The organism is Actinomadura sp. 6N118, assembly GCF_044326415.1.
Classification (GTDB): Bacteria; Actinomycetota; Actinomycetes; order Streptosporangiales; family Streptosporangiaceae; genus Spirillospora.
Genome location: NZ_JBIRAZ010000023.1, coordinates 142,405 through 162,880 on the forward strand (window position 1 = coordinate 142,405; position 20,476 = coordinate 162,880).

Here is a 20,476-nt window from a genome sequence, read left to right on the forward strand (position 1 = left end):
GAACGGCACGGGGAGCGAGCGGGAAAGCGGTGGCGAGAGGGAAGGGCAGTGAGAGAAGAGCGGTCAGCCCAGGTGACGCTGGATGGTCGGGGCCAGGAGCTCGACGAGCTCGTCCGGCGTGGAGGAGGCGATCGGCTCGACCTCCAGCACGTACCGCAGGATCATGACGCCGATCATCTGGCCGGCGGCGGCCTGGACCTTCAGCAGGGGGATGTCGTGCAGCCCGGCGGCACGGGCGAACAGCGCGGCGGACACGAACTCCCGCATCATCACCGCGGCGCGTTCGTTGGTCATCGCCGAACGCAGCAGCGCGATGATGGGCGCGCGGCGCTCCGGCACCTCCCATACGGACAGGAAGAGGCGGACCATCGTCTCGCCGAGGTCCTCCCGGCGCGTACCGAAGATCTTGGGCAGCAGCTCACCCGGATCGATCGGGAACTGCATCGCCGCGATGAAGACGCCCTCTTTGTTGCCGAAGAAGTGGTGCACGAGCGCCGGGTCCACGCCCGCCCCGCGGGCGATGGCACGCAGCGAGGCCCCGTCGTAACCCTTCTCGGCGAACAGCTCACGAGCCGACGCCAGGATCGCCTCGCGCGTCTCGGTCGGGCCGGGCCGCCGCCCCGGCGGCCTGCGGGCGGGGTTGCGCTGAACGGACTCGGTCACAGGGCGCCCCGGGGCGAGACCTCTCCACCCGAGGTGACCTCCCACGTTCGGTCGGCGGCGGCAAGGTGGAGGCGGGTGAACGCGAGGGCCTCAGCGAGGTCCTCCATGCGTTCGGCCCGGGTGGTGGCGCGGCGGGTGTTGACCTCGAGGACGATGTGGCCGCGGTAGCCGTCGTCGGCGAGCTGCTCCAGCATCGGGCCGCACGGCTGGTTGCCCCTGCCGGGCACCAGATGCTCGTCCTTGTTGGTGACGCCGACGCCGTCGGCGAGGTGGACGTGGCGCAGCCGGTCGCCGAGCTGCCCGGCCATCTCCAGCGCGTCCGAGCCCGAGACGGCGGTGTGCGACAGGTCCAGGGTCACGTAGGGGTAGTCCTGGTCGACGGGGTTCCAGTCGGGGAGGTACATGCCGGCCTCGGCCCCGCGGGCCTTGAGGGGGAACATGTTCTCGACGGCGAAGAGGACGTCGGTCTCCTCCTGCATACGGTCGAGCCCCTCGACGAACTCCCGCGCGTAGTCCCGCTGCCAGCGGAACGGCGGGTGCACCACCACCACGTCGGCGCCGAGCTCCTCGGCGACCTCCTTGGAGCGCACCAGCTTGCCCCACGGCTCGCGCCCCCAGACCCGCTGCGTCAGGAGCAGGCAGGGCGCGTGGATCGATTTGATCGGCATCTGGTGGTAGTCGGAGAGCCGCCGCAGGACATTGAGGTCCTGCGAGGAGGCGTCCGTCGAGACCATGACCTCGATGCCGTCGTATCCCAGCAGCGCCGCGATCTCGAAGGCGCTCGGGACCTTCTCCGGGTAGACCGACGCGGTGGACAGCGTGATCGGGGCATCCGGGACCCGGATGCCCGGGGAAACGACGCCGTTGTGCTGCGGGGTCAAGGCTCCCTCGCCAGATTTTCGCTCGGCAGTGTCCGTCGTGTGCCCCGCCCGAGGGGCGCGGTCGGGCCTTCGCCCTGACCCTGCCCCGCTCCGCGGCGCTCACGCAACGGAAAGCCTATGCGCTGAGGGCGCTGACGAAACCTCCGGGCCATAGTGATCCGTATTTCTTGACGTGGGTAATGACTACGCTCTGTCTTCGTGGTCGAGATCGCTCCGGGTGCCGTGCCCAGCCCCAATATCTGGAACTCCCCGCGGGTCTACGAAATCGAGAACCGCGCCGTCGACCCCGACGGCGCGCTCGAGTCGGCGATGCGCGCCATCAGGCCGTGGGAGGGCGCGACCGTACTCGATCTCGGCTGCGGTACGGGCTTTCACCTGCCGATGTTCGCACGGGACGCGGCCAAGGTGGTCGGCGTCGAGCCGCACAGCGGTCTTGCGGCGGCGGCCCGGCGGCGTGTGGCTGATATACCAAATGTGACGGTGCGTGTTGGCGCGGCTCAAGCATTGCCAATTCCGGACGCGTCCATCGACGTTGTCCATGTCCGCTGGGCCTACTTCTTCGGTCCGGGTTGCGAGCCGGGCCTGGCCGAGCTGGACCGGGTGGTGCGGCGCGGTGGCGCGATCTTCATCATCGACAACGACGCGACGCGTTCGACTTTCGGCGGGTGGTTCCGGCGCGGGCTGCCGTCGTACGACCCCGGGGCCGTCGAACGTTTCTGGACGCGCCGCGGCTTCGCCCGGGAGCCGTTGACGATCCGGTGGTCGTTCGAGAGCCGGGCAGATCTCGCGGCGGTGTTGCGCATCGAGTTCCCCGAGGAGCTGGCTGCGGAGTTCCTGCGCGAGCACGAGGGCTGCGAAGTGGACTACGCCGTCAACGTGTGGTGGCGGCGTATCCCCTGAGGCGTATCCCCTGAGGAGAGGCTTCCCTGAGGAGAAGTTACTGACGAGTCGGTCACATTCGCGGCGAAGGTATGGCCTGCTACTGAATCGCCGTACAACAATGGCGCCTCATACCGACGATCGTGCCCCCAGGAGGTCGGGACCATGGGCCGTGCCGCCAGGACGAGCCGCACCATCCTCGCTGCCACCGCGCTCGGCGCCGGTGCCGCCGGCATCGGGCTGGCCGGACAGCGCCGTGCCGCCCGGCGCATGCAGCTGCGCCCCGACGCGCACGCGGGTGAGCCGTTCGGCTCCCTGCGCGGCCGGCCGGTGCCGGTACGCGCCGCGGACGGCACCCGGCTGTACGCGGAGATCGATGGCGACGACCGCACCGATCTCGCGATCGTCTTCTGCCACGGCTGGACGCTGACCCAGGACTCCTGGCACTTCCAGCGCAAGGCCCTGCGCGGCCTCGGCCGGCTCGTCTTCTGGGACCACCGCGGCCACGGCCGTTCCGACGGCGGCGACCGGACCGAGAACGACCTCGCCCAGCTGGCCCACGACCTCGCCGCGGTCATCCAGCAGACCGTGCCCGCCGGGACGCCGGTGATCCTGGTCGGCCACTCGATGGGCGGCATGACGATCCAGCGGTACGCCGACGCCTTCCCCGGCGAGCTCGGCCGCAAGGTGCAGGCGGTCGGCCTGCTCAATACCTCCTCCGGCGGACTCGGCGAGGTCACCCTGGGCCTGCCCGCGCTCTTGGCCCGGTCGACCCAGCGCGTGCTGCCGCGGACGCTGCGCGCGGCCGGCGCGGCCTCGTCGGTGATCGAGAAGGTCCGGCACCTGGGCCGGGAGGGCACGCTGCTCTTCCTCGACCGGATCGTCTTCGGCCCCGACGCCAGCCCGGCGGCGGTCGCGTTCACCGAGGAGATGCTGGCCGACACCCGGATGGACGCGCTCTTCGACTTCCACCACTCGATGATCTCGTACGACGTGATCAGCGAGTGCGCGGAGCTCGGCAAGGTCGACACGCTGGTGCTCGGCGCGGAGAACGACCGGCTGACGCCGGTCGAGCACAGCCTCAAGATCGCGGCCTGCGTCCCGTCCGCGCGCCTGGAGGTCATCCCCACGGCCGGTCACATGGCCATGCTGGAGCGTCCCAGCGTGGTCGCCGACCACCTGGGCGATCTCATTGAGCGTGCACGCAAGTCCCTGACCGCGGCCTGAGGCGCGGTGGGCACCTTGTGTCACTGGTGACCCCTACTGTTTGTCCACATGGCGAAGGCGAAGACGGCTAAGGCCTCATACCGGTGCTCCGAGTGCGGCTGGCAGACCTCCAAATGGGTGGGGCGCTGCGGCGAGTGCCAGACCTGGGGCTCGGTCACCGAGGCCGGATCGGCGACACCGGCGCGGTTGGTCTCGGCGGGTCCGGTCAGCTCCCCCGCAAAGCCGATCGGCGAGGTGGACGTACGTTCAGCGCAGTCCAAGCCGACCGGCCTGGACGAGCTCGACCGGGTGCTGGGCGGCGGCCTGGTGCCCGGGGCCGTCGTACTGCTGGCCGGTGAGCCGGGCATCGGCAAGTCGACGCTGCTGTTGGAGGTCGCCGCGCTGGCCTCACAACCGCCCGTTCCGCAACAGCGTCCGGGCGCCGGCAGTTCCGATGGCAACGGTGCCGATGGCAACGGTGCCGATGGCAACGGTGCCGGTGACAACGGCTCCGGTGACAACGGCTCCGGTGGCGGTGGTGCCGGTGGCAGCGCGGGTCGCACGCCCGTGTTGTACGTGACCGGCGAGGAGTCGGCCGAGCAGGTGCGGCTCCGGGCTGACCGGGTGGGCGCGGTCACCGACGACCTCTACCTGGCGGCCGAGACCGAGCTGTCGGCCGTGCTCGGGCATGTCGACGCGGTGGAGCCCAAGCTCATGGTGGTCGACTCGATCCAGACGATCGGCACGTCCGAGGTGGACGGTGCTCCCGGCGGCGTCACCCAGATCCGGGAGGTCACGGCCAACCTGATCAGGGTCGCCAAGGAACGCGGCGTCACCGTGGTCATGGTCGGGCACGTCACCAAGGACGGCGCGATCGCGGGGCCGCGGCTGCTGGAGCACCTGGTCGACGTGGTGCTCTACTTCGAGGGCGACCGGCACAGCCGGCTCCGGATGATCCGCGCCGTCAAGAACCGCTACGGCCCCACCGACGAGCTCGGGTGCTTCGACCTGTCCGAGCTGGGCATCGTCGGGCTGCCCGACCCGAGCGGGCTGTTCCTGACGCGCCGCGAGGAGCCGGTGCCGGGCACCTGTGTCACGGTCACGCTGGAGGGTCGCCGCCCGCTGGTCGCCGAGGTCCAAGCCCTGGTCGCCAAGTCGCAGCTGCCGTCCCCGCGCCGCGCCACGTCCGGTCTCGATCCCTCCCGTGTCGCGATGGTGCTGGCGGTCCTCGCCCAACGTTGCAAGATCTCCATGCACGAGCAGGACGTCTACGTCTCCACGGTCGGCGGCGTACGGCTGAGCGAGACCTCGGTCGACCTGGCCCTCGCGCTCGCCGTCGCCGGCTCCACCGCCGAGCAGGCACTCTCCGGCACGCTGATCGGGCTGGGCGAGGTCGGCCTCGCCGGTGAGGTACGCGTCGTACCGGGCGTGCAGCGGCGGCTGGCGGAGGCGGCACGGCTCGGATTCAAGCACGCGATCGTGCCGCGCGGCGCGCTGTCGCTGGGCGACGGCTCACCGCTGAAGAAGGCAGACCCCCAGCTCACCAGCCATGAGGGGATGAAAGTGATGGAGGTCGACAACCTCCAGCAGGCGCTGCGGGTGGCCTTCACCGCCCCGTAGGGCGCCCCGATGGCCCGATTCGGCCACACCCATACATGACAAGAGACTTTACGGCCACATAACAGGAGTCACGCCAGAGTATTACGCCACAGCAGCACGCTTGCTACCAGGGGAGGAACCGGTGCTCGGGGCTCCTCGGTAAACTGACGCCGTCCAGCGACCTCCGGGGGCCAGGTGCCAACATACGACAAGGGCCATGACGAACGACGCCGCGCGACGCTCGCCGCGGTGGCCCCGGGCACGTCGATCCGTGACGGCCTGGAGCGCATCCTGCGCGGCCACACCGGCGCTCTGATCGTCTTCGGCCACGACCCGCTGGTCGAAGAGCTGTGCAGCGGCGGCTTCGAGCTCGACGTCGAGTTCTCCGCCACGCGGCTGCGCGAGCTGGCCAAGATGGACGGGGCGATCGTGCTCGACAGCACCCGCAACCGCATCGTCCGCGCCGCAGTGCACCTCGTGCCTGACTCCACGATCCCGACCGAGGAGTCGGGCACCCGGCACCGCACGGCGGAACGAGTCGCCCGCCAGACCCGGCATCCGGTCATCTCGGTCAGCCAGTCGATGCACATCATCGCCCTCTACCTCGACGGCATCCGCTACGTCCTGGAAGACTCCGCCGCGATCCTGTCCAAGGCCAACCAGGCCCTGGCCACCCTTGAGCGCTACAAGCTCCGCCTCGACGAGGTCTCGGGCACTCTTTCGGCGCTGGAGATCGAAGACCTGGTCACCGTCCGCGACGTCAGCGCGGTTGTGCAACGCCTCGAAATGGTCCGCCGCATCGCCGACGAGATCGAGGGCTATGTCGTCGAGCTCGGCACCGACGGCCGGCTCCTGTCGCTCCAGCTCGACGAGCTGGTCTCCGGCGTCGACATCGACCGCGAGCTGATCGTCCGTGACTACCCGCCGCCCGACGCCCGCACCCGCACGGTCACCGACACCCTGTGCGCGCTGGACCTGCTGTCGGCCACCGAGCTCCTCGACCTGTCCACGGTCGCCGAGGTGATGGGCTTCGCAGGCCCGGACGCCCTGGACCTGCCGGTGAGCCCCAAGGGCTACCGCCTGCTGGCCAAGGTCCCGCGGCTGCCGGGCCTGGTCGTCGAGCGGCTCGTGGAGCACTTCGGCGGCCTGCAGAAGCTCCTGGCCGCCAGCATCGACGACCTCCAGGCCGTCGGCGGCGTCGGCGAGTCCCGCGCCCGGAGCGTCCGCGAAGGGCTGTCCCGGCTGGCCGAGTCCTCGATCTTGGAACGCTACGTCTGACCCGGTGCCGGTCAGCGGAGGCGGAAGACCTGCTTCGTGACCTTGATCTTGTCGGCCTTGACGCTCGCGACGTAGGTACCGGGCCGGGCCGTCTCGCGCTTGCCGCGGCATTGGCCGGAGGCGCGTTTGCGGTCCCAGGTCACGGTGCTCACGTACGGGATGCCGCGACGCAACATCTGGATGGACGAGCCGCTCCCCTGCTCGCACATGGACGCCGACCAGACACGGTCGCCGCCCGAGGTGACGCGCACGTCCAGCGACTTGGAGCCGACGTCGAACGTGCAGGCGTGGCCGCCCGTGTTGACGACGGTCAGCTGGAACTGCGGCATCTCGTTCTTGGCGTACGTCTCGCGTGCCGAGGTCATGTTGATGACGACATCGTTCTTCTCGCAGGCATCGCCGTCCTTGGGAGCCGCCGGAGCGACCTTCGCCGTCACGGTGACCGTGGGGGTCGCCGCGGGAAGGCTCGAAATCGCCGCGCTCGCCGACGGGCTCGCCGAACCCATGGCGGCGGCTGCGTTCTTCACCGGCTGTTTCTGTTCACCATCGCCGGCGGTGCATGCCCAGGCCCCCATGCCCACCGTCCCGAGCACAGCGCCGAGCACGATGATCCGTCGCCGCCAGTACTGGTCCAGTCCCCAGACCTCGGGATCACGTCCAGTGTCCGTCCCCATACGGGCAGTATGCAGTACTTGATCTTCGATGACATCTCGACCCGCCGGGCCCGATAGGTTCACTCCCAATGGAGACAGGTTCAAAGCCAATGAATAACGGGTACACCGGCCCGATCCTGGCCTGGTACGAAGCGCACGCCCGGGATCTGCCCTGGCGCGCCTCCAGCGCCACCCCTTGGGGCGTGCTGGTCAGCGAGATCATGCTCCAGCAGACCCCGGTCAACCGCGTCCTGCCCATCTGGCACGAGTGGATGACGCGCTGGCCCACCCCCGATGCGCTGGCCGCCGAACCCTCCGGCGAGGCCGTGCGGGCGTGGGGCAGGCTCGGCTACCCGCGCCGCGCCCTGCGTCTGCACGGCAGTGCCCAGGCGATCGTCGAACGTCACGGCGGCGAGGTCCCGTCCTCGCACGCGGACCTGCTGGCCCTCCCCGGCATCGGCTCCTACACGGCGGCCGCCGTCGCCAGTTTCGCGTTCCAGCAGCGCCATGCCGTTCTCGACACCAACGTCCGCCGCGTCTTCGCGCGGCTGCTGTCCGGCGACGAATACCCGCCCAAGTCGCAGACCAAGGCCGAGGTGGCCCAGGCCGAGGCGGTCCTCCCGCTGGATCCCCCGACCGCGGCCCGCTGGTCGGTCGCCGTGATGGAGCTGGGTGCCCTGGTCTGTACGGCCCGCACGCCCCGCTGCGTGGACTGTCCCGTCCTCGACAGGTGCACCTGGCACCTCAACGGCCGCCCCGCGTACGACGGCCCGCCCCGGCGGGGACAGACGTACGCGGGGACGGACCGCCACTGCCGGGGCCGGCTGCTGGCCGTCCTCCGCCAGGCCGAAGGCCCGGTGGAGAAGCCCGCTCTGGACATCGTGTGGTCCGATGCCCTCCAGCGCGAGCGGGCCCTGGACACCCTCATCGCGGATGGCCTGGTGGATCCCCTGGAGGACGGCCGCTACGCCCTTCCGGGCTGATACGCCCCTCCGGGTCGTGGCCGCCTTGAGCCGACGTCAGGTCACCGGCCGCAGCACGTAGCCGGTGTAGCCATACTCGGTGCCATGGTCGCGGCGCATGGCGATCTCCTCCCGGGTGACCGCGAGCGCCTCAGCCATGCCGGGCACGGCCGGATCGGCAGCGTCCGCACGTTCAGCCAACGGCCCGTAGTACTCGTCCCAGTCGGACTCGGGCTGGCCGTAGACGCCGAGCACGTCGTAACCGGCGGCGCGTGCGGCGCGCGTGTTGTCCGCAGTGCCGCGCAGTGGATAGATCTTGTCCCAGAACGCGCGAGCCTCCGGGGACGCCTCGTCTGCCGTCCACTCGCACTCGGTCAGCACGAGCGTGCCGCCCGGTGCGAGCAACCGCCGCCACTCACGCAGCGCGGTGTCGAAGCCGACGTTGTACACCGAGGACTCGGCCCACACCAGGTCGAACGACCCGTCGCGAAACGGGAGATCGGCCATGTCACCACGCAGTGTGGTGATCGAACGGGCGAGACCGCGCGCCTTGGGCGCCGCGTTCAGCTCGTTCAGGAACGGCTCGTGCAGATCGACAGCCGTCACGTCGGCGCCGGCCTCGGCCAGCACCAGGGTGGCACGCCCGGGACCGCAGCCCAGGTCGAGCGCCCGCGGACGCTGCGGCAACGGTCCCGTGAGGGAGAGCAGATGCCGCGTCGTCGCGTCTGAGCCGGGGCCCTGCCGCGGAAGGCCGTGGTGCAAAGCGAAGAAAGCCTCATGAGAGGCAGCGTCGTCAGACATTGGACGCGATCTTTTCCAGGGCCCGGGGGCGCGGGGTGTCCTCGACAGCCAGGCAGATTCCGTACACGCGGGCGTGATGTGTCCAGCCGTTGACGCGGCCGCGGTTGTTGCTGATCTGCACCCGGCCGCGGGCGGGGTCGAGGGCCGAGACCAGGTGGAGGTACACCGTCCCGGCGACCTTGGCGAGAACGATATCGCCGACCTCGAGCTTGGCGGGATCGACGGGGGCGACCTCGACCAGGTCGCGGCTCCGGATCAGCGGCACCATCGACGAACCCGTCGGACGGAACCGCACGGTGGCGCCTCCGGCGACGCGCGCCGCGATCGTGTCCATCTTTCCCATCGAGGGCAGGATGCGGGCTCCGGGAAGCCGCCGTCCAATGCTTTTCCGCGGTGCGCACAGGCTAATCGCGCTCGGATTAATTGCGTGGAACCGGGGCCGTCGCAGGTCATACGGTGTGGCGGTGCGTGATCTCTTGAAGCTGCCCAAGGCCCACCTGCATGTTCATCTTGAGAGTACGGTCGGCTGGACGACCCTCTGGGAGATCGGGAAGGCGAACGGGATCGAGATCCCCGACCACCTTCGTGAGGGTTATGTCTTCGGGGGATTCGCCGATTTCTTCGCGCAGAACGATCTGGTCCGGAACTGCCTGCTGACGGCCGGCGACTTCCGGCGCGTCGCGTACGAGTACTGCCGGGATGAGGCCGCGCAGGGCACTCGCTATGCCGAGCTGTCGTTCACGGCGGCGGCTCACGGTGAACGCCTCGGTGACCTGGACATGCCGCTGGTGGCTGTGCTGGAGGGCCTGGCCGAGGGGCGGCGGGACTTCGGAATCGAGGTCCGCCTGCTGCTCGACCACTCCCGGCGACGATCGGTCGAGCGCGCGTGGCGGACGCTGGACCTGGCCCGGCGGCACGAGGAGGTCGTAGCGGTCGGGCTTGCCGGTGACGAGGCGTTCCCGGGCGATCCGTTCGTCGAGGTCTTCGCGGCGGCCCGGGATGCGGGCCTGCACGTCGTCCACCACGCCGGTGAGGCGGAGGGTGCCGCGAGCATCCGCCAGGCGATCACCTCGGGGCGGACCGAGCGCCTCGGCCACGGGGTGCGGGTGCTGGACGACCCTGACTTGGTGGCCGAGGTCCGCGACCGTGGGATCCCACTGGAGGTCTGCCTGTCGTCGAACGTGGCGCTCGGCTTCGCGCCGTCGCTGGCGGAACACCCGCTGCCCCGGCTGCGGGAGGCGGGCCTGAAGGTCACGATCAACACCGACATCCCGGTCATGATCGGCACTCCGCTGGCCGGCGAGTACGCGCGGATCCGCGACACGTTCGGCTATGACGACGCCGCGCTGGCCGACCTCGCCCGAGCGGGCGTGGACGCCTCGTTCGCCCCCGCCGACATGAAGGCACGGCTGCACGCTGAGATCGACGCTTGGCTCAGCCACTGATCGAATAGAGCGAGCCGCCACGGATCTCGCGGAGGAACGGGTCGTCGTCCTCCTGCCAGCACCGTGCCGAACGCACGACGGCATGGACGGGCAAGCCCAGCCGCGCGGCTGCCTCCTGCGCGGCATCGAAGGCGCGGGCATGGGACAGCTCTCCGATCACAAGAACCCCAACGTCCCCAACCGAGTCACCCACGCCCTCGTAACGTTCGGCCCAGGCTCCGAATATCAGGACCTCCACGACCCCCGGCAGACGCGCGAACTCCTCGGCGACGACGGCCTCGGGGCCGAACGTGAGCATCAGCAAGCGCGCGAGCGGCTCGTACAACGGCGTCGCCGTGTCGCGGCGCACCATGCGCCCGGCCGTGGTGCGCCGCAGCACCAGCAGCCCCGCACGGGCCAGCCGATCGACCTCGCGCACGACCGAACCCAGATCGGTGCGGAGCATGACGGCGAGATCGAGCATGGTCATCTCCCGGTCCGGCCCGAGGAGCAGCCGCGCCAGAAGCTCGCCCTGCAGCCGGGATCGGAAGATCGGAAGTTGTGGAGGGGCACTCTCCTTCATGTCGCGCATGAAGAGCTGTGCCACGTCAGGGTGAAGGACCGGGCCACGCCGCCGTCCCGGTCCTCGCCGGAAGTCCGCTGCCGCACACAACTCATTCGAACGCATATTCGAATTCTAGGGTGCGGGTCCGACAGTGTCAGCGACGCAGGTAGACGCCCAGGCCGACCGCGAGACGCTGCGCCGCCTTCTGCCGCCACGAGGCGCTCTTCAGCCTCGTCGCGTCGGTCCGGTTGCGCATGTTGCCGCATTCGATGAAGACCTTGGGCACCTTCGACATGTTGAGCCCGCCCAGGTCAGTCCGCACGTCGAGCCCGTCGCCACCGACGTAGTTCGCGTACGGCTGCACCTTGCGGAACGCCGCGCGCACGTCGTAACCGAGCCGCTTGGACGGCTTCACGATCGGCCCGGTGTAGCCCTTCACGTATCCAGGCAGGATCACATGGAAGCCCCGCCGCGACGACGGCGCGCCGTCGGCATGGATGGAGATCGCCGCGTGGGCGCGCAGCCGGTTGGCGATCGCGGCCCGCTCGTTGATGCACGGGCCGACGCCGCGGTTGTTGGGCCGCGTCAGCCGTACCGTTGCCCCCTGCGCGCGCAGGATCTTGGCCAGCCGCTGTGCCATGTCGAAGGTGAACGCGTGCTCAGCGTAGCCCGAGCTGGTCGCCGTGCCCGTCGTGTCGCACGCCTTCTTCTTCGGCCCCGCCGGCACCTTCCGGTTGATCACCTTGGGGTACTTGTAGTTGAGCCCGTTGTGCCCCGGATCGATCACGATCACCTTGCCGGCGAGCGGCCGGGGCTTGGCCGCGACTGCCTGCGCCTTAGCCGCTGCCGGGCGGGCGCCCGACGACGCGGACCCCGCGTTCAGTCCCACCAGGAGCGCACCCGTGGTCGCGGCCGCGACCACGACCGTTCCAGTTCCCAGGACCCGTCGAGTCAACATGATCAAGGACGGTATCGCCCTTCACCGCCCCTCGCCCCCACCTGACCGCAAGAGGACGCCAAGACAAGCCCCACCGCCCGGGGCTGACCCTCTTTCATTGTCAACCGCGCAGGTGGGCCCATGGAAGTGGAACGGCATTCTGTGGATAGCCGACAGCGGAAAGCGCAGGGCCCGTACCGAACGGATCGGTACGGGCCCTGCCTCAGGACGTCGGGTCAGTCCTTGGTGGACTTCGGGTCAGTCCTTGTTGAAGTTGACCGCGCCCTCGATGGGCGGCGGGCTGTCCGGCACGCCGGTCGGCTTGGTCATGCCCTTGAACGTGAACTTGGCTTCCTCGCCGGAGCCCTCGGTGCCGACGATCACGATCTGGCCGGCCTTGAGCTCGTTGTAGAGGATCTTCTCGGACAGGTTGTCCTCGATCTCCCGCTGGATGGTCCGGCGCAGCGGCCGGGCGCCCAGGACGGGGTCGTAACCCCGCTCGGCCAGCAGGTCCTTGGCCTCCTGCTTGAGCTCCAGACCCATGTCCCGGTCCTTCAGCCGCTCGTCGACCTTGGCGATCATGAGATCCACGATCTCGATGATCTCCTTCGGCGTGAGCTGGTGGAAGACCACCGTGTCGTCGACGCGGTTGAGGAACTCGGGCCGGAAGTGCTGCTTGAGCTCCTCCGAGACCTTGGCCTTCATCCGCTCGTACGAGCCCTGCTCGTCGTTCGAACGGGCGAAGCCCATCGAGACGCCCTTGGAGATGTCCTTGGAACCGAGGTTCGTCGTCATGATGATGACGGTGTTCTTGAAGTCCACGACCCGGCCCTGGGCGTCGGTCAGGCGACCGTCCTCCAGGATCTGCAACAGCGAGTTGAAGATGTCCGGGTGGGCCTTCTCGATCTCGTCGAACAGCACGACGGAGAAAGGCTTGCGGCGCACCTTCTCGGTGAGCTGGCCGCCCTCCTCGTAACCGACATATCCGGGCGGCGACCCGAACAGACGCGAGACGGTGTGCTTCTCCATGAACTCGCTCATGTCGAGCTGGATGAGCGCGTCCTCGTCACCGAAGAGGAACTCGGCGAGCGTCTTGGAGAGCTCGGTCTTTCCGACGCCGGACGGGCCGGCGAAGATGAACGAGCCACCGGGACGCTTCGGGTCCTTCAGACCGGCGCGGGTACGCCGAATGGACTGCGAGAGCGCCCTGATGGCGTCCTCCTGGCCGATGACCCGCTTGTGCAGCTCGTCCTCCATACGGAGCAGCCGCGTGGTCTCCTCCTCGGTGAGCTTGAAGACGGGAATGCCGGTCGCGGTGGCGAGGACTTCGGCGATCAGTTCCTCGGTCACCTCGGCGACGACGTCCATGTCGCCGGCCTTCCATTCCTTCTCCCGCTGCGCCTTCTGGCCGAGAAGCTGCTTTTCGGAGTCGCGGAGCGCGGCGGCCTTCTCGAAGTCCTGCGCGTCGATCGCGGATTCCTTCTCGCGCCGCACATCGGCGATCTTCTCGTCGTACTCGCGCAGGTCCGGCGGCGCGGTCATCCGGCGGATGCGCATCCGCGAACCGGCCTCGTCGATGAGGTCGATCGCCTTGTCCGGCAGGAACCGGTCGCTGATGTAGCGGTCGGCCAGCTGCGCGGCCGCGACCAGGGCGCTGTCGGTGATCGAGACGCGGTGGTGCGCCTCGTACCGGTCCCGCAGACCCTTGAGGATCTCGATGGTGTGGCTGAGCGAGGGCTCGGCGACCTGGATCGGCTGGAAGCGGCGCTCCAGCGCGGCGTCCTTCTCCAGGTGCTTGCGGTACTCGTCCAGCGTGGTCGCGCCGATGGTCTGCAGCTCACCGCGGGCCAGCATCGGCTTGAGGATGCTGGCGGCGTCGATCGCACCCTCGGCGGCACCCGCCCCGACGAGCGTGTGCAGCTCGTCGATGAACAGGATGATGTCGCCGCGCGTGCGGATCTCCTTGAGGACCTTCTTCAGGCGTTCCTCGAAGTCACCGCGGTAGCGGGAGCCGGCGACGAGCGCGCCCAGGTCGAGCGTGTAGAGCTGCTTGTCCTTGAGCGTCTCGGGCACCTCGCCCTTGACGATCTTCTGCGCGAGCCCCTCGACGACGGCGGTCTTGCCGACGCCCGGCTCGCCGACCAGGACGGGGTTGTTCTTGGTACGGCGGGACAGCACCTGCATGACCCGCTCGATCTCCTTGTCCCGGCCGATCACCGGGTCCAGCTTGCCCTCCCGGGCGGCCTGAGTCAGGTTTCGCCCGAACTGGTCCAGCACAAGGGAGGTCGACGGCGCCGACTCGGTCGGCCCGCCGGAGGCTGCCGGCTCCTTGCCCTGGTAGCCGTGCAGCAACTGGATGACCTGCTGGCGGACCCGGTTGAGGTCAGCCCCGAGCTTGACCAGGACCTGGGCTGCGACGCCCTCACCCTCACGGATCAACCCAAGCAGGATGTGCTCAGTGCCGATGTAGTTGTGGCCCAGCTGCAATGCCTCACGCAGTGACAGCTCAAGGACCTTCTTGGCACGCGGAGTGAACGGGATGTGACCCGACGGCGCCTGCTGACCCTGGCCGATGATCTCTTCGACCTGCTGGCGCACCGCCTCGAGGCTGATTCCCAGGCTCTCCAAGGCCTTGGCAGCGACACCCTCGCCCTCGTGGATCAGACCCAGGAGGATGTGCTCGGTGCCGATGTAGTTGTGGTTGAGCATTCTGGCTTCTTCTTGAGCCAGAACGACAACCCGCCGCGCGCGGTCGGTAAACCTCTCGAACATCTCGTCGCTCCTCACAGAGCGGTTGGTCAGAGTCCGGAACGTCCGGAACTGTCCTTCCGCATGCTAGCCCGCCCCGAGGAGGCCAACCCGGTGCACTCCCACCAGGAGACGTTCCCCAGCTAAGCGCTGTTCATCCTCATCCAACTACCTCACCGGTGCGTCATGTTCCCGCTACGCCGCAAGCGAACGGGGCTTTTCAGCAGGTCGTTCACGGCAAGGGGGGTCGTTCAGGCCGTACAGGGACGGGTTAGCCGATGAGGGCTGTCTACCTCCGCGGGGGCGCCGCAACCCACAGAACGCTACGCCACAAGCGAACGGCCCGCCCCCGGATCTACGGGACGGGCCGCCGAAGCGAGGTGGGTCAGTGAGCCGCCTCGTACTGCTCGACCACGTTCTGCGGGATACGGCCGCGCTCGTTGACCTTGATGCCGCGCTGCTTGGCCCAGGCGCGGATGTCGGCACTCCGCTCGCGGCTGGACGCGCCACGCGGACGGCGCCGACGAACGGTGCCGGCCTTACGCGACTTCTCCACGAACGGCTGCAGAGAATCCCGCAGCTTCTTTGCGTTGGCACTACTGAGATCGATCTCGTAGGAGGCGCCGTCGAGCGAGAACGCCACGGTCTCGTCCGCCTCGCCACCGTCGAGGTCGTCGACGAGAAGCACCTGAACCTTCTGTGCCATGGGGACAGACCTTTCAGCTGGAGCAAACTGCATTCGGTTGACAAAGATATACCGCGATGTTGGCTGATGACAATTCAACACACGCGATGAAGTTTCCTTCCCTGACGGTAACTCATCGTAATCATGGTCACCGAATCAGCCATCCACGGGATAGGCAGTGGCTGACACCGGGGCCCCCGGACCACGCGTGCATGAATTGTCCGGGCACGGCACCCGGGATGATTTCGGGGTGACGGGGGTCACCATCAGCCACCTGACCTGGGCCATCGATCTTTCATTCACGCGCGACCGGCTTTCCCGGGACGGTGCGACCGGGAGAGAAATACGCCCGGCGGCACCTTAACGGACGCGGCAACACCGATCCCGGAGCCATCGTTTAACCCCCACGTAACGGTACTAACCGCCGCCCTCGCCGACCGAATGGACCTCTGCGGCCGTCACCCGGAGGTGATCACGACCGTCCACCTCGATGTCGATAGATTCCGCTCCTGACGATCTCGACGAAATCCCTTGCCATCCGCACAGGCAAGCGCCGGTAGCCGCACCAGCACGGCATACCTATATCAGCGGAAAAGTTCCCAATACCGTCACACCGTCGCAGGCAGGCCTCGTACCAGCCGACGTCAGCGGCCGTACCCCGCGCGCTTGGCACGTTTGACCACGAGTGTTCCCGCAAGACGGTCGTGAAGCGCCTGCCGTTGCGCGCCCTCATACATTGCCGCCACGTTCGCGACCCAGAAGAGGCCCGCCAGAACGCCCAGGATCGCCACTGGGCGCAGAGCGATCGGCGCCGAGTACACCGCCGCACGCGGCAAGGCCCGCCACACGCCCGGTTTGCCGGAATCCATTCGTACGACCTGGATGCCCGCGAAGCGCTTGCCGATCGTGCGCCCCCACACGGCGAGCTGAAGCCACTCATAAAGAAAGAGGACGCCAGCAACGGCTGGCGGCAAGACGAGGTCGGTCTCCCGCCCGGGGAAGGCCTCCCGAACGACCATCGCGACCGGCAACCCGACCACGAGCGTGTCCACGATGCGAGCCAGCAATCTCTGCCCCGGCTCGGCAAGCTCCATCTCCACGCTTGAAGGAACAGAGCTTGGAACAGGGCTTGGAACGGGACTTGGAACGGAGGCCGCTCGTTCCCGGGAAACCGCCGCGCCAATACCGGCAGCCGCGACCCTCGGTGGAACGTCCGAAACGCCCCTAGATCTCCCAGCCACATAATCGCCGGGGCGGGACTTCGACGAGCCGGGGTATTCACCGACCAAGCGCCCTGAAACAGCCCACGAAACCGCCGTTCCAGGCGTCTGGCCTCCCGGCGGCTCGTCGGCTGCGGGCTCTTCTGTCCCATCGGCCACGGGTTCTTCTGCCCCACCGGTCGCGGGCTCTTCTGCCCCACCGGTCGCGGGCTCTTCTATCCCAGAGGCCGCGATCCCAGAGGCCGCCGCAAGACTCGAAGGCTCGCCCTCATGCGGCTCTGAGACCAAAGCTGGGGCGTCCTCTGCGATCCCAGGCGCATCTTCCCCGTACGAACCGGCTGGCTCGTCTGTGGCGGATCCAGGCGGCGCAGCGGGGTCCGGGAGAGGGGGTTCGGACGTGGACACCGTGCCCGCCGTCAGGCCTCGTACTCAGCGGTCTCGTCGTACTCCTCCACGTACTGACCGCGTTCGTCGATGACGATCGTGCCCGCCATGCGGTCGTGCAGGGACTGGTGCAGTGGCTGGTCCCAGATCGCCCACAGGTACGCCATCAGGGCGCCGGCCCAGACGAGCAGCATGCCGTACGCGAGGTAGTCCCAGATCATGACCGCGAGCGCCAGGAAGACGAAGACGCCGATCTGGTAGGCGACGTTGTTGATGGCCGCGCGCCAGACCGCCTGGTAGGTCGTGAGGGCCTCGCCCGCGGGGCGCACCTGGACCACGCCCAGCCCGAGGATGCGCTTGCCGAGCGTCCGTCCCGACATGGCCAGCTGGACCGACTCATAGATGAACGGCAGCACCGACAGAACGGTGAAAAGCGTGAAGAGGATCGGCCAGTTCCAGATGCCGCCCTCGGTGTTGGCCTTGTCTCCGGCCGTGTCGAGGCCGATCACCCCCAGGGTGATCGGCAGCACCAGGGCGAAGCCGAAGGTCGCCACGAGGGCGTTGTCGATGAGACGCGCGCCCGCGCGCCTCATGATCGGTGCGAGCGGGAGTTCGGCAGCCTCGGCCGTGTCGTCGTAGTACGGCTGGGAGCCCTGCCACTGCTGCTGGGGCGGGGGCTGATGCTGCTGGGGCGGCGGCTGACCGCCCTGCCAGTGCTGAGGCGGCATCTGGCCGCCTTGCCAGTGCTGCCCAGGGCCCGACTGCGTGTACTGCGGCCTCCCGCGATAAGGGGATTCACTCATCGGTCAGTCCTCCAGGCGAAGCAACATCCGGGTATTTCCCAACGTATTCGGCTTGACCCGGTCAAGGTCCAGGAACTCGGCAACGCCGTCGTCATACGAACGGAGAAGTTCCTCATACACCTCGGGCGAGACCGGTGTACCCAAGATCGGCTGAAACCCGTGGCGGGCGAAGAAGTCCACCTCGAAGGTAAGACAGAACACCCGTTCCACGCCGAGTTCCCGGGCGGTCTCCAGGAGCTTGCTGACGATGCGGTGCCCGATGCCCCGCCCGCCGTGCCCCTTCTCCACCGCGACCGAACGGACCTCGGCCAAGTCCTCCCACATCACGTGCAGCGCGCCGCATCCCACAATCCGCGGCTCTCCCTGCCGGTCCTCGGCGACCCAGAACTCCTGCACATCCTCGTACAAGGTCACCGTGGTCTTCCTGAGCAGACGCCGCCCCGGCCCGGAGTACAAATCGACCAGCCGGCGGATCTCCTGTACATCGGCGGTACGGGCTCGCCGGATCACTACTTCCACAAACAGACGACATTATCGAACGCGCGCCCTTTACCTGTGGTGGACGCCCCCTTACGGTAGGTAACGATGCGGGTGACTAGACAAAAAAGACCACACCCCTGGCCCGCAGGTGACGCAAAGCACACTGGCGCGGGTGACCCACCCGCGATTTCGCATGTTCTGGTTGGCATCGAGGTCTGACTCCGTTAGTCTCCTGCGCTGACATCGGCCACTGGCCGAACCGCCGAATCCACGGCCGCAAACCAGCGTTCCGAGGAGCCGGGAACCCACTTTGGATGGTTTGGGGGGATCGCCCTCCGATCCCGCCTGGGGTGAATCCGCGCGCGAACGCGGAAGGGCTGCTCCGGCCCCAACCCGTCAGCTAACTCGGTAGGCGGACGAGGAGAGGAGAATGAGTGGAGCCGTTGCGGCCTGCATCCTTTTCGCGCCGCCTTTCGTGGGCTGTCGCCCTCACCGGCGCGCTCATCGTCACAGCCACTCCCGCGCACGCCGATCCCGAGCCGTCCACCAAAGAGCTCAGGACCCAGGCGTTCAAGCTCGCTGATCAGCTTGAGCAGCTGACCGAGCAGTACAACGGCCTCAAAGTGAAGCTCCAGCAGTCCCAGCGCGCCGCGAAGGTCGCCACCGACAACGCCAAGCGCCAGGAGAAATCACTCGAAGGTGTCCGCGAAAAAGTCGGCAGTTTGGCTGCGACCAGCTACATGCAGGGCGGCGCCGACCCGACGGTCTCCTTCGTCGCATCCCAAGACCCCCAGCGCCTCCTCGATCAGGCCGCGACCCTCCACTACTTCGCGACCCAGGACGGCACACGCGTTCAGGGCCTGATGCAAGCCATGCAGGCCGCTCAGCGCGCGCGCAAGTCCGCCGAGGAGCGCGCCAAGCAGGTCTCCCAGCTCCGCACCGAGCTTGAAACCCAGCGCAAGAAGGTCACCACCCTCTACGAGAAGGCCCGCGGCCGCCTGGTCAAAAAGGACCCCACCCAGCTCGCCAAGCTCCCCGTAGTGGGCAGCGGCAAGGGCTCCCAAGCCCTCCGATACGCGATGTCCAAGATCGGCCGCCCCTACGTCTGGGGTGCGGAAGGCCCTTCCACCTTCGACTGCTCCGGTCTCACGATGTGGGCGTACAGGCAGGTGGGCATCAGCCTCCCCCACTACACCGGCAGCCAGTGGAACGCGGGCACCCATATTTCCCGCAGCCAGCTCCAGCCAGGCGACCTGGTCTTCTTCCACAGCGACCTGCACCACATGGGCATGTTCGTGGGCGACGGCAAGTTCCTCCACGCGCCCCAGACCGGCGACGTGGTCAAGATCTCCCCTCTGGCAGGGCGCCCGTACGCCGGCGCAGTCCGAGTCGCCTGACCCATCAGATCGACCGCCCACGTGCACCTGTCGGTCTACACGGCCATTCCCGCACCGACATGGGGCCTCGTCACGCACATGAGGCCCCATGGAACGTCCGGTCAGGATGCACGGCCGCAACGCGGATATGAAGACCAGGCGCGGCATGCAGGTGGCGCGGCATGCAGCTGGCGCGGCATGCAGCTGGCGCGGCATGCAGCTGGCATGTAGGTGGCGCGCTGTGTAAGTGGCGCTGCATGCGGGTGGCGCGGCATGCAGGTGGCGCGGCATGCGGGGGCACGGCATGCGGTTGGCGCGGCATGCGGTTGGCGCGGCTGTAGCAGAGTGTGTGCACGACCACTTGGACGGCTTGCTGGCCACGATGTGTGGCCGACAGGGCGCCTGTGGTCGCGGATGCCTTGTCCGGGAGCGCGGCGTCCCCCCGTGGCCGCCGCCTATGAGTTGAACCTCGTCCGCGGCGACGCCGCCTGCAGGGACCTACCTGTCAGGGCGTCAGCGTCGCCGCTGCGGGGACGGACGGAGTTCTTCTCTCGCTACCGGACTGCTCAGATGAGTTGCCTTCGGGCCGCCCACACCACGGCCTCGATAGGGGTGTTGACTTCGAGCCGATCACAGATTGTGCGCAGACGACGCCTCAACGTCCGCGCGCTCAGCTCGAGTTTGCGTGCTGCCACATCGGCTGTGACACCACTGGCGATCTGCGCGAGCAGTTTGATCTCCTCCTCGTTGAGTCGCAGATCGTCGGTGCCACGACGTGCGAGTGTGGCCTGTTCCACTCCGTCCTCCCTCGTCCGTGGTGATGACCGCGGGGATGCAGCCGTCCGCTGCACAGGCACGGGTAGGCCTCGATCTGTACGCGTTGGGTTGCCGGGTCCGGAGCCTCCGGACTTAGATCATCTGTTTCCTCTTCT

The 20,476-nt window shown here is 68.2% G+C and carries 20 protein-coding genes and 1 riboswitch; of the genes, 7 read left to right on the plus strand and 13 right to left on the minus strand.

Annotated elements, in window-relative coordinates; all coding sequences use genetic code 11:
• Positions 1-63: 63 nt before the first annotated feature.
• The gene (locus ACH34W_RS43350; protein ID WP_395967048.1) at positions 64-663 is read right to left on the minus strand and encodes a TetR family transcriptional regulator; all 600 of its coding nucleotides are present in this window, start codon (positions 661-663) and stop codon (positions 64-66) included.
• Complete coding sequence (locus ACH34W_RS43355) at positions 660-1,544, minus strand: sugar phosphate isomerase/epimerase family protein (RefSeq protein WP_395967049.1); 885 nt, start codon at positions 1,542-1,544, stop codon at positions 660-662. Before ACH34W_RS43355 ends, ACH34W_RS43350 begins: the two co-directional genes overlap by 4 nt.
• A gap of 198 nt (positions 1,545-1,742) precedes the next feature.
• Between ACH34W_RS43355 and ACH34W_RS43360 the strand changes: the two genes are divergently transcribed.
• The 4 genes from ACH34W_RS43360 (at position 1,743) to disA (ending at position 6,506) form a co-directional block, all read left to right on the plus strand.
• Positions 1,743-2,444, plus strand: coding sequence for a class I SAM-dependent methyltransferase (locus tag ACH34W_RS43360; RefSeq protein WP_395967050.1), 702 nt, complete (start codon positions 1,743-1,745; stop codon positions 2,442-2,444).
• Between the two features lie 144 nt (positions 2,445-2,588).
• Positions 2,589-3,650, plus strand: coding sequence for an alpha/beta fold hydrolase (locus ACH34W_RS43365; RefSeq protein ID WP_395967051.1), 1,062 nt, complete (start codon positions 2,589-2,591; stop codon positions 3,648-3,650).
• Between the two features lie 48 nt (positions 3,651-3,698).
• The gene (gene radA / locus ACH34W_RS43370) at positions 3,699-5,249 is read left to right on the plus strand and encodes a DNA repair protein RadA (RefSeq protein ID WP_395967052.1); all 1,551 of its coding nucleotides are present in this window, start codon (positions 3,699-3,701) and stop codon (positions 5,247-5,249) included.
• A gap of 174 nt (positions 5,250-5,423) precedes the next feature.
• Positions 5,424-6,506, plus strand: a complete 1,083-nt coding sequence (gene disA / locus ACH34W_RS43375; protein ID WP_395967053.1) for a DNA integrity scanning diadenylate cyclase DisA — start codon at positions 5,424-5,426, stop codon at positions 6,504-6,506.
• Between the two features lie 11 nt (positions 6,507-6,517).
• Here the strand turns inward: disA and ACH34W_RS43380 are convergent, their stop codons facing one another.
• On the minus strand, positions 6,518-7,180 hold the full coding sequence (locus tag ACH34W_RS43380; RefSeq protein ID WP_395967054.1) for a hypothetical protein: 663 nt from the start codon (positions 7,178-7,180) through the stop codon (positions 6,518-6,520).
• Positions 7,181-7,269: 89 nt separating this feature from the next.
• Here ACH34W_RS43380 and ACH34W_RS43385 point away from each other — a divergent pair, with 89 nt between their 5' ends.
• Positions 7,270-8,142, plus strand: coding sequence for an A/G-specific adenine glycosylase (locus ACH34W_RS43385; protein ID WP_395967055.1), 873 nt, complete (start codon positions 7,270-7,272; stop codon positions 8,140-8,142).
• Between the two features lie 36 nt (positions 8,143-8,178).
• On the opposite strand, the gene ACH34W_RS43390 is transcribed toward ACH34W_RS43385, so the two are convergent.
• Positions 8,179-8,922, minus strand: a complete 744-nt coding sequence (locus ACH34W_RS43390; protein WP_395967056.1) for a class I SAM-dependent methyltransferase — start codon at positions 8,920-8,922, stop codon at positions 8,179-8,181.
• A complete protein-coding gene (locus ACH34W_RS43395) occupies positions 8,915-9,265 on the minus strand; it encodes a hypothetical protein (RefSeq protein ID WP_395967057.1) in 351 nt (116 codons plus the stop codon). The genes ACH34W_RS43390 and ACH34W_RS43395 overlap by 8 nt, the downstream gene beginning before the upstream one ends.
• A 121-nt stretch (positions 9,266-9,386) precedes the next feature.
• Here ACH34W_RS43395 and add point away from each other — a divergent pair, with 121 nt between their 5' ends.
• Positions 9,387-10,367: an adenosine deaminase gene (gene add / locus ACH34W_RS43400; protein ID WP_395967058.1), complete on the plus strand. Its 981-nt coding sequence runs from the start codon at positions 9,387-9,389 to the stop codon at positions 10,365-10,367.
• Here the strand turns inward: add and ACH34W_RS43405 are convergent.
• The 7 genes from ACH34W_RS43405 to ACH34W_RS43435 all read right to left on the minus strand — a co-directional run bounded on the left by ACH34W_RS43405 (position 10,357) and on the right by ACH34W_RS43435 (position 18,207).
• Positions 10,357-11,034: a hypothetical protein gene (locus ACH34W_RS43405; protein WP_395967059.1), complete on the minus strand. Its 678-nt coding sequence runs from the start codon at positions 11,032-11,034 to the stop codon at positions 10,357-10,359. The two genes, add and ACH34W_RS43405, sit on opposite strands and share 11 nt — an antisense overlap.
• A gap of 31 nt (positions 11,035-11,065) precedes the next feature.
• Positions 11,066-11,869 carry an N-acetylmuramoyl-L-alanine amidase gene (locus tag ACH34W_RS43410; protein WP_395967060.1) on the minus strand — a complete coding sequence of 268 codons (804 nt, stop codon included), beginning with the start codon at positions 11,867-11,869 and terminating at the stop codon, positions 11,066-11,068.
• 237 nt (positions 11,870-12,106) lie between these two features.
• Positions 12,107-14,620: an ATP-dependent Clp protease ATP-binding subunit gene (locus ACH34W_RS43415; RefSeq protein ID WP_395967061.1), complete on the minus strand. Its 2,514-nt coding sequence runs from the start codon at positions 14,618-14,620 to the stop codon at positions 12,107-12,109.
• A gap of 361 nt (positions 14,621-14,981) precedes the next feature.
• A complete protein-coding gene (locus ACH34W_RS43420) occupies positions 14,982-15,302 on the minus strand; it encodes an Lsr2 family protein (protein WP_151559200.1) in 321 nt (106 codons plus the stop codon).
• A gap of 623 nt (positions 15,303-15,925) precedes the next feature.
• Entirely contained in the window at positions 15,926-16,375 is a 450-nt protein-coding gene (locus ACH34W_RS43425) for an RDD family protein (protein WP_395967062.1), read from the minus strand.
• 542 nt (positions 16,376-16,917) lie between these two features.
• On the minus strand, positions 16,918-17,688 hold the full coding sequence (locus ACH34W_RS43430; protein ID WP_395967063.1) for an RDD family protein: 771 nt from the start codon (positions 17,686-17,688) through the stop codon (positions 16,918-16,920).
• Positions 17,689-17,691: 3 nt separating this feature from the next.
• A complete protein-coding gene (locus tag ACH34W_RS43435; protein ID WP_395967064.1) occupies positions 17,692-18,207 on the minus strand; it encodes an amino-acid N-acetyltransferase in 516 nt (171 codons plus the stop codon).
• Positions 18,208-18,418: 211 nt separating this feature from the next.
• Positions 18,419-18,599: riboswitch (cyclic di-AMP (ydaO/yuaA leader) on the plus strand.
• Between the two features lie 3 nt (positions 18,600-18,602).
• Here ACH34W_RS43435 and ACH34W_RS43440 point away from each other — a divergent pair.
• A complete protein-coding gene (locus tag ACH34W_RS43440; RefSeq protein ID WP_395967065.1) occupies positions 18,603-19,565 on the plus strand; it encodes an NlpC/P60 family protein in 963 nt (320 codons plus the stop codon).
• 545 nt (positions 19,566-20,110) lie between these two features.
• Here the strand turns inward: ACH34W_RS43440 and ACH34W_RS43445 are convergent.
• The gene (locus ACH34W_RS43445; RefSeq protein ID WP_151559203.1) at positions 20,111-20,341 is read right to left on the minus strand and encodes a LuxR family transcriptional regulator; all 231 of its coding nucleotides are present in this window, start codon (positions 20,339-20,341) and stop codon (positions 20,111-20,113) included.
• Positions 20,342-20,476 lie beyond the last annotated feature (135 nt).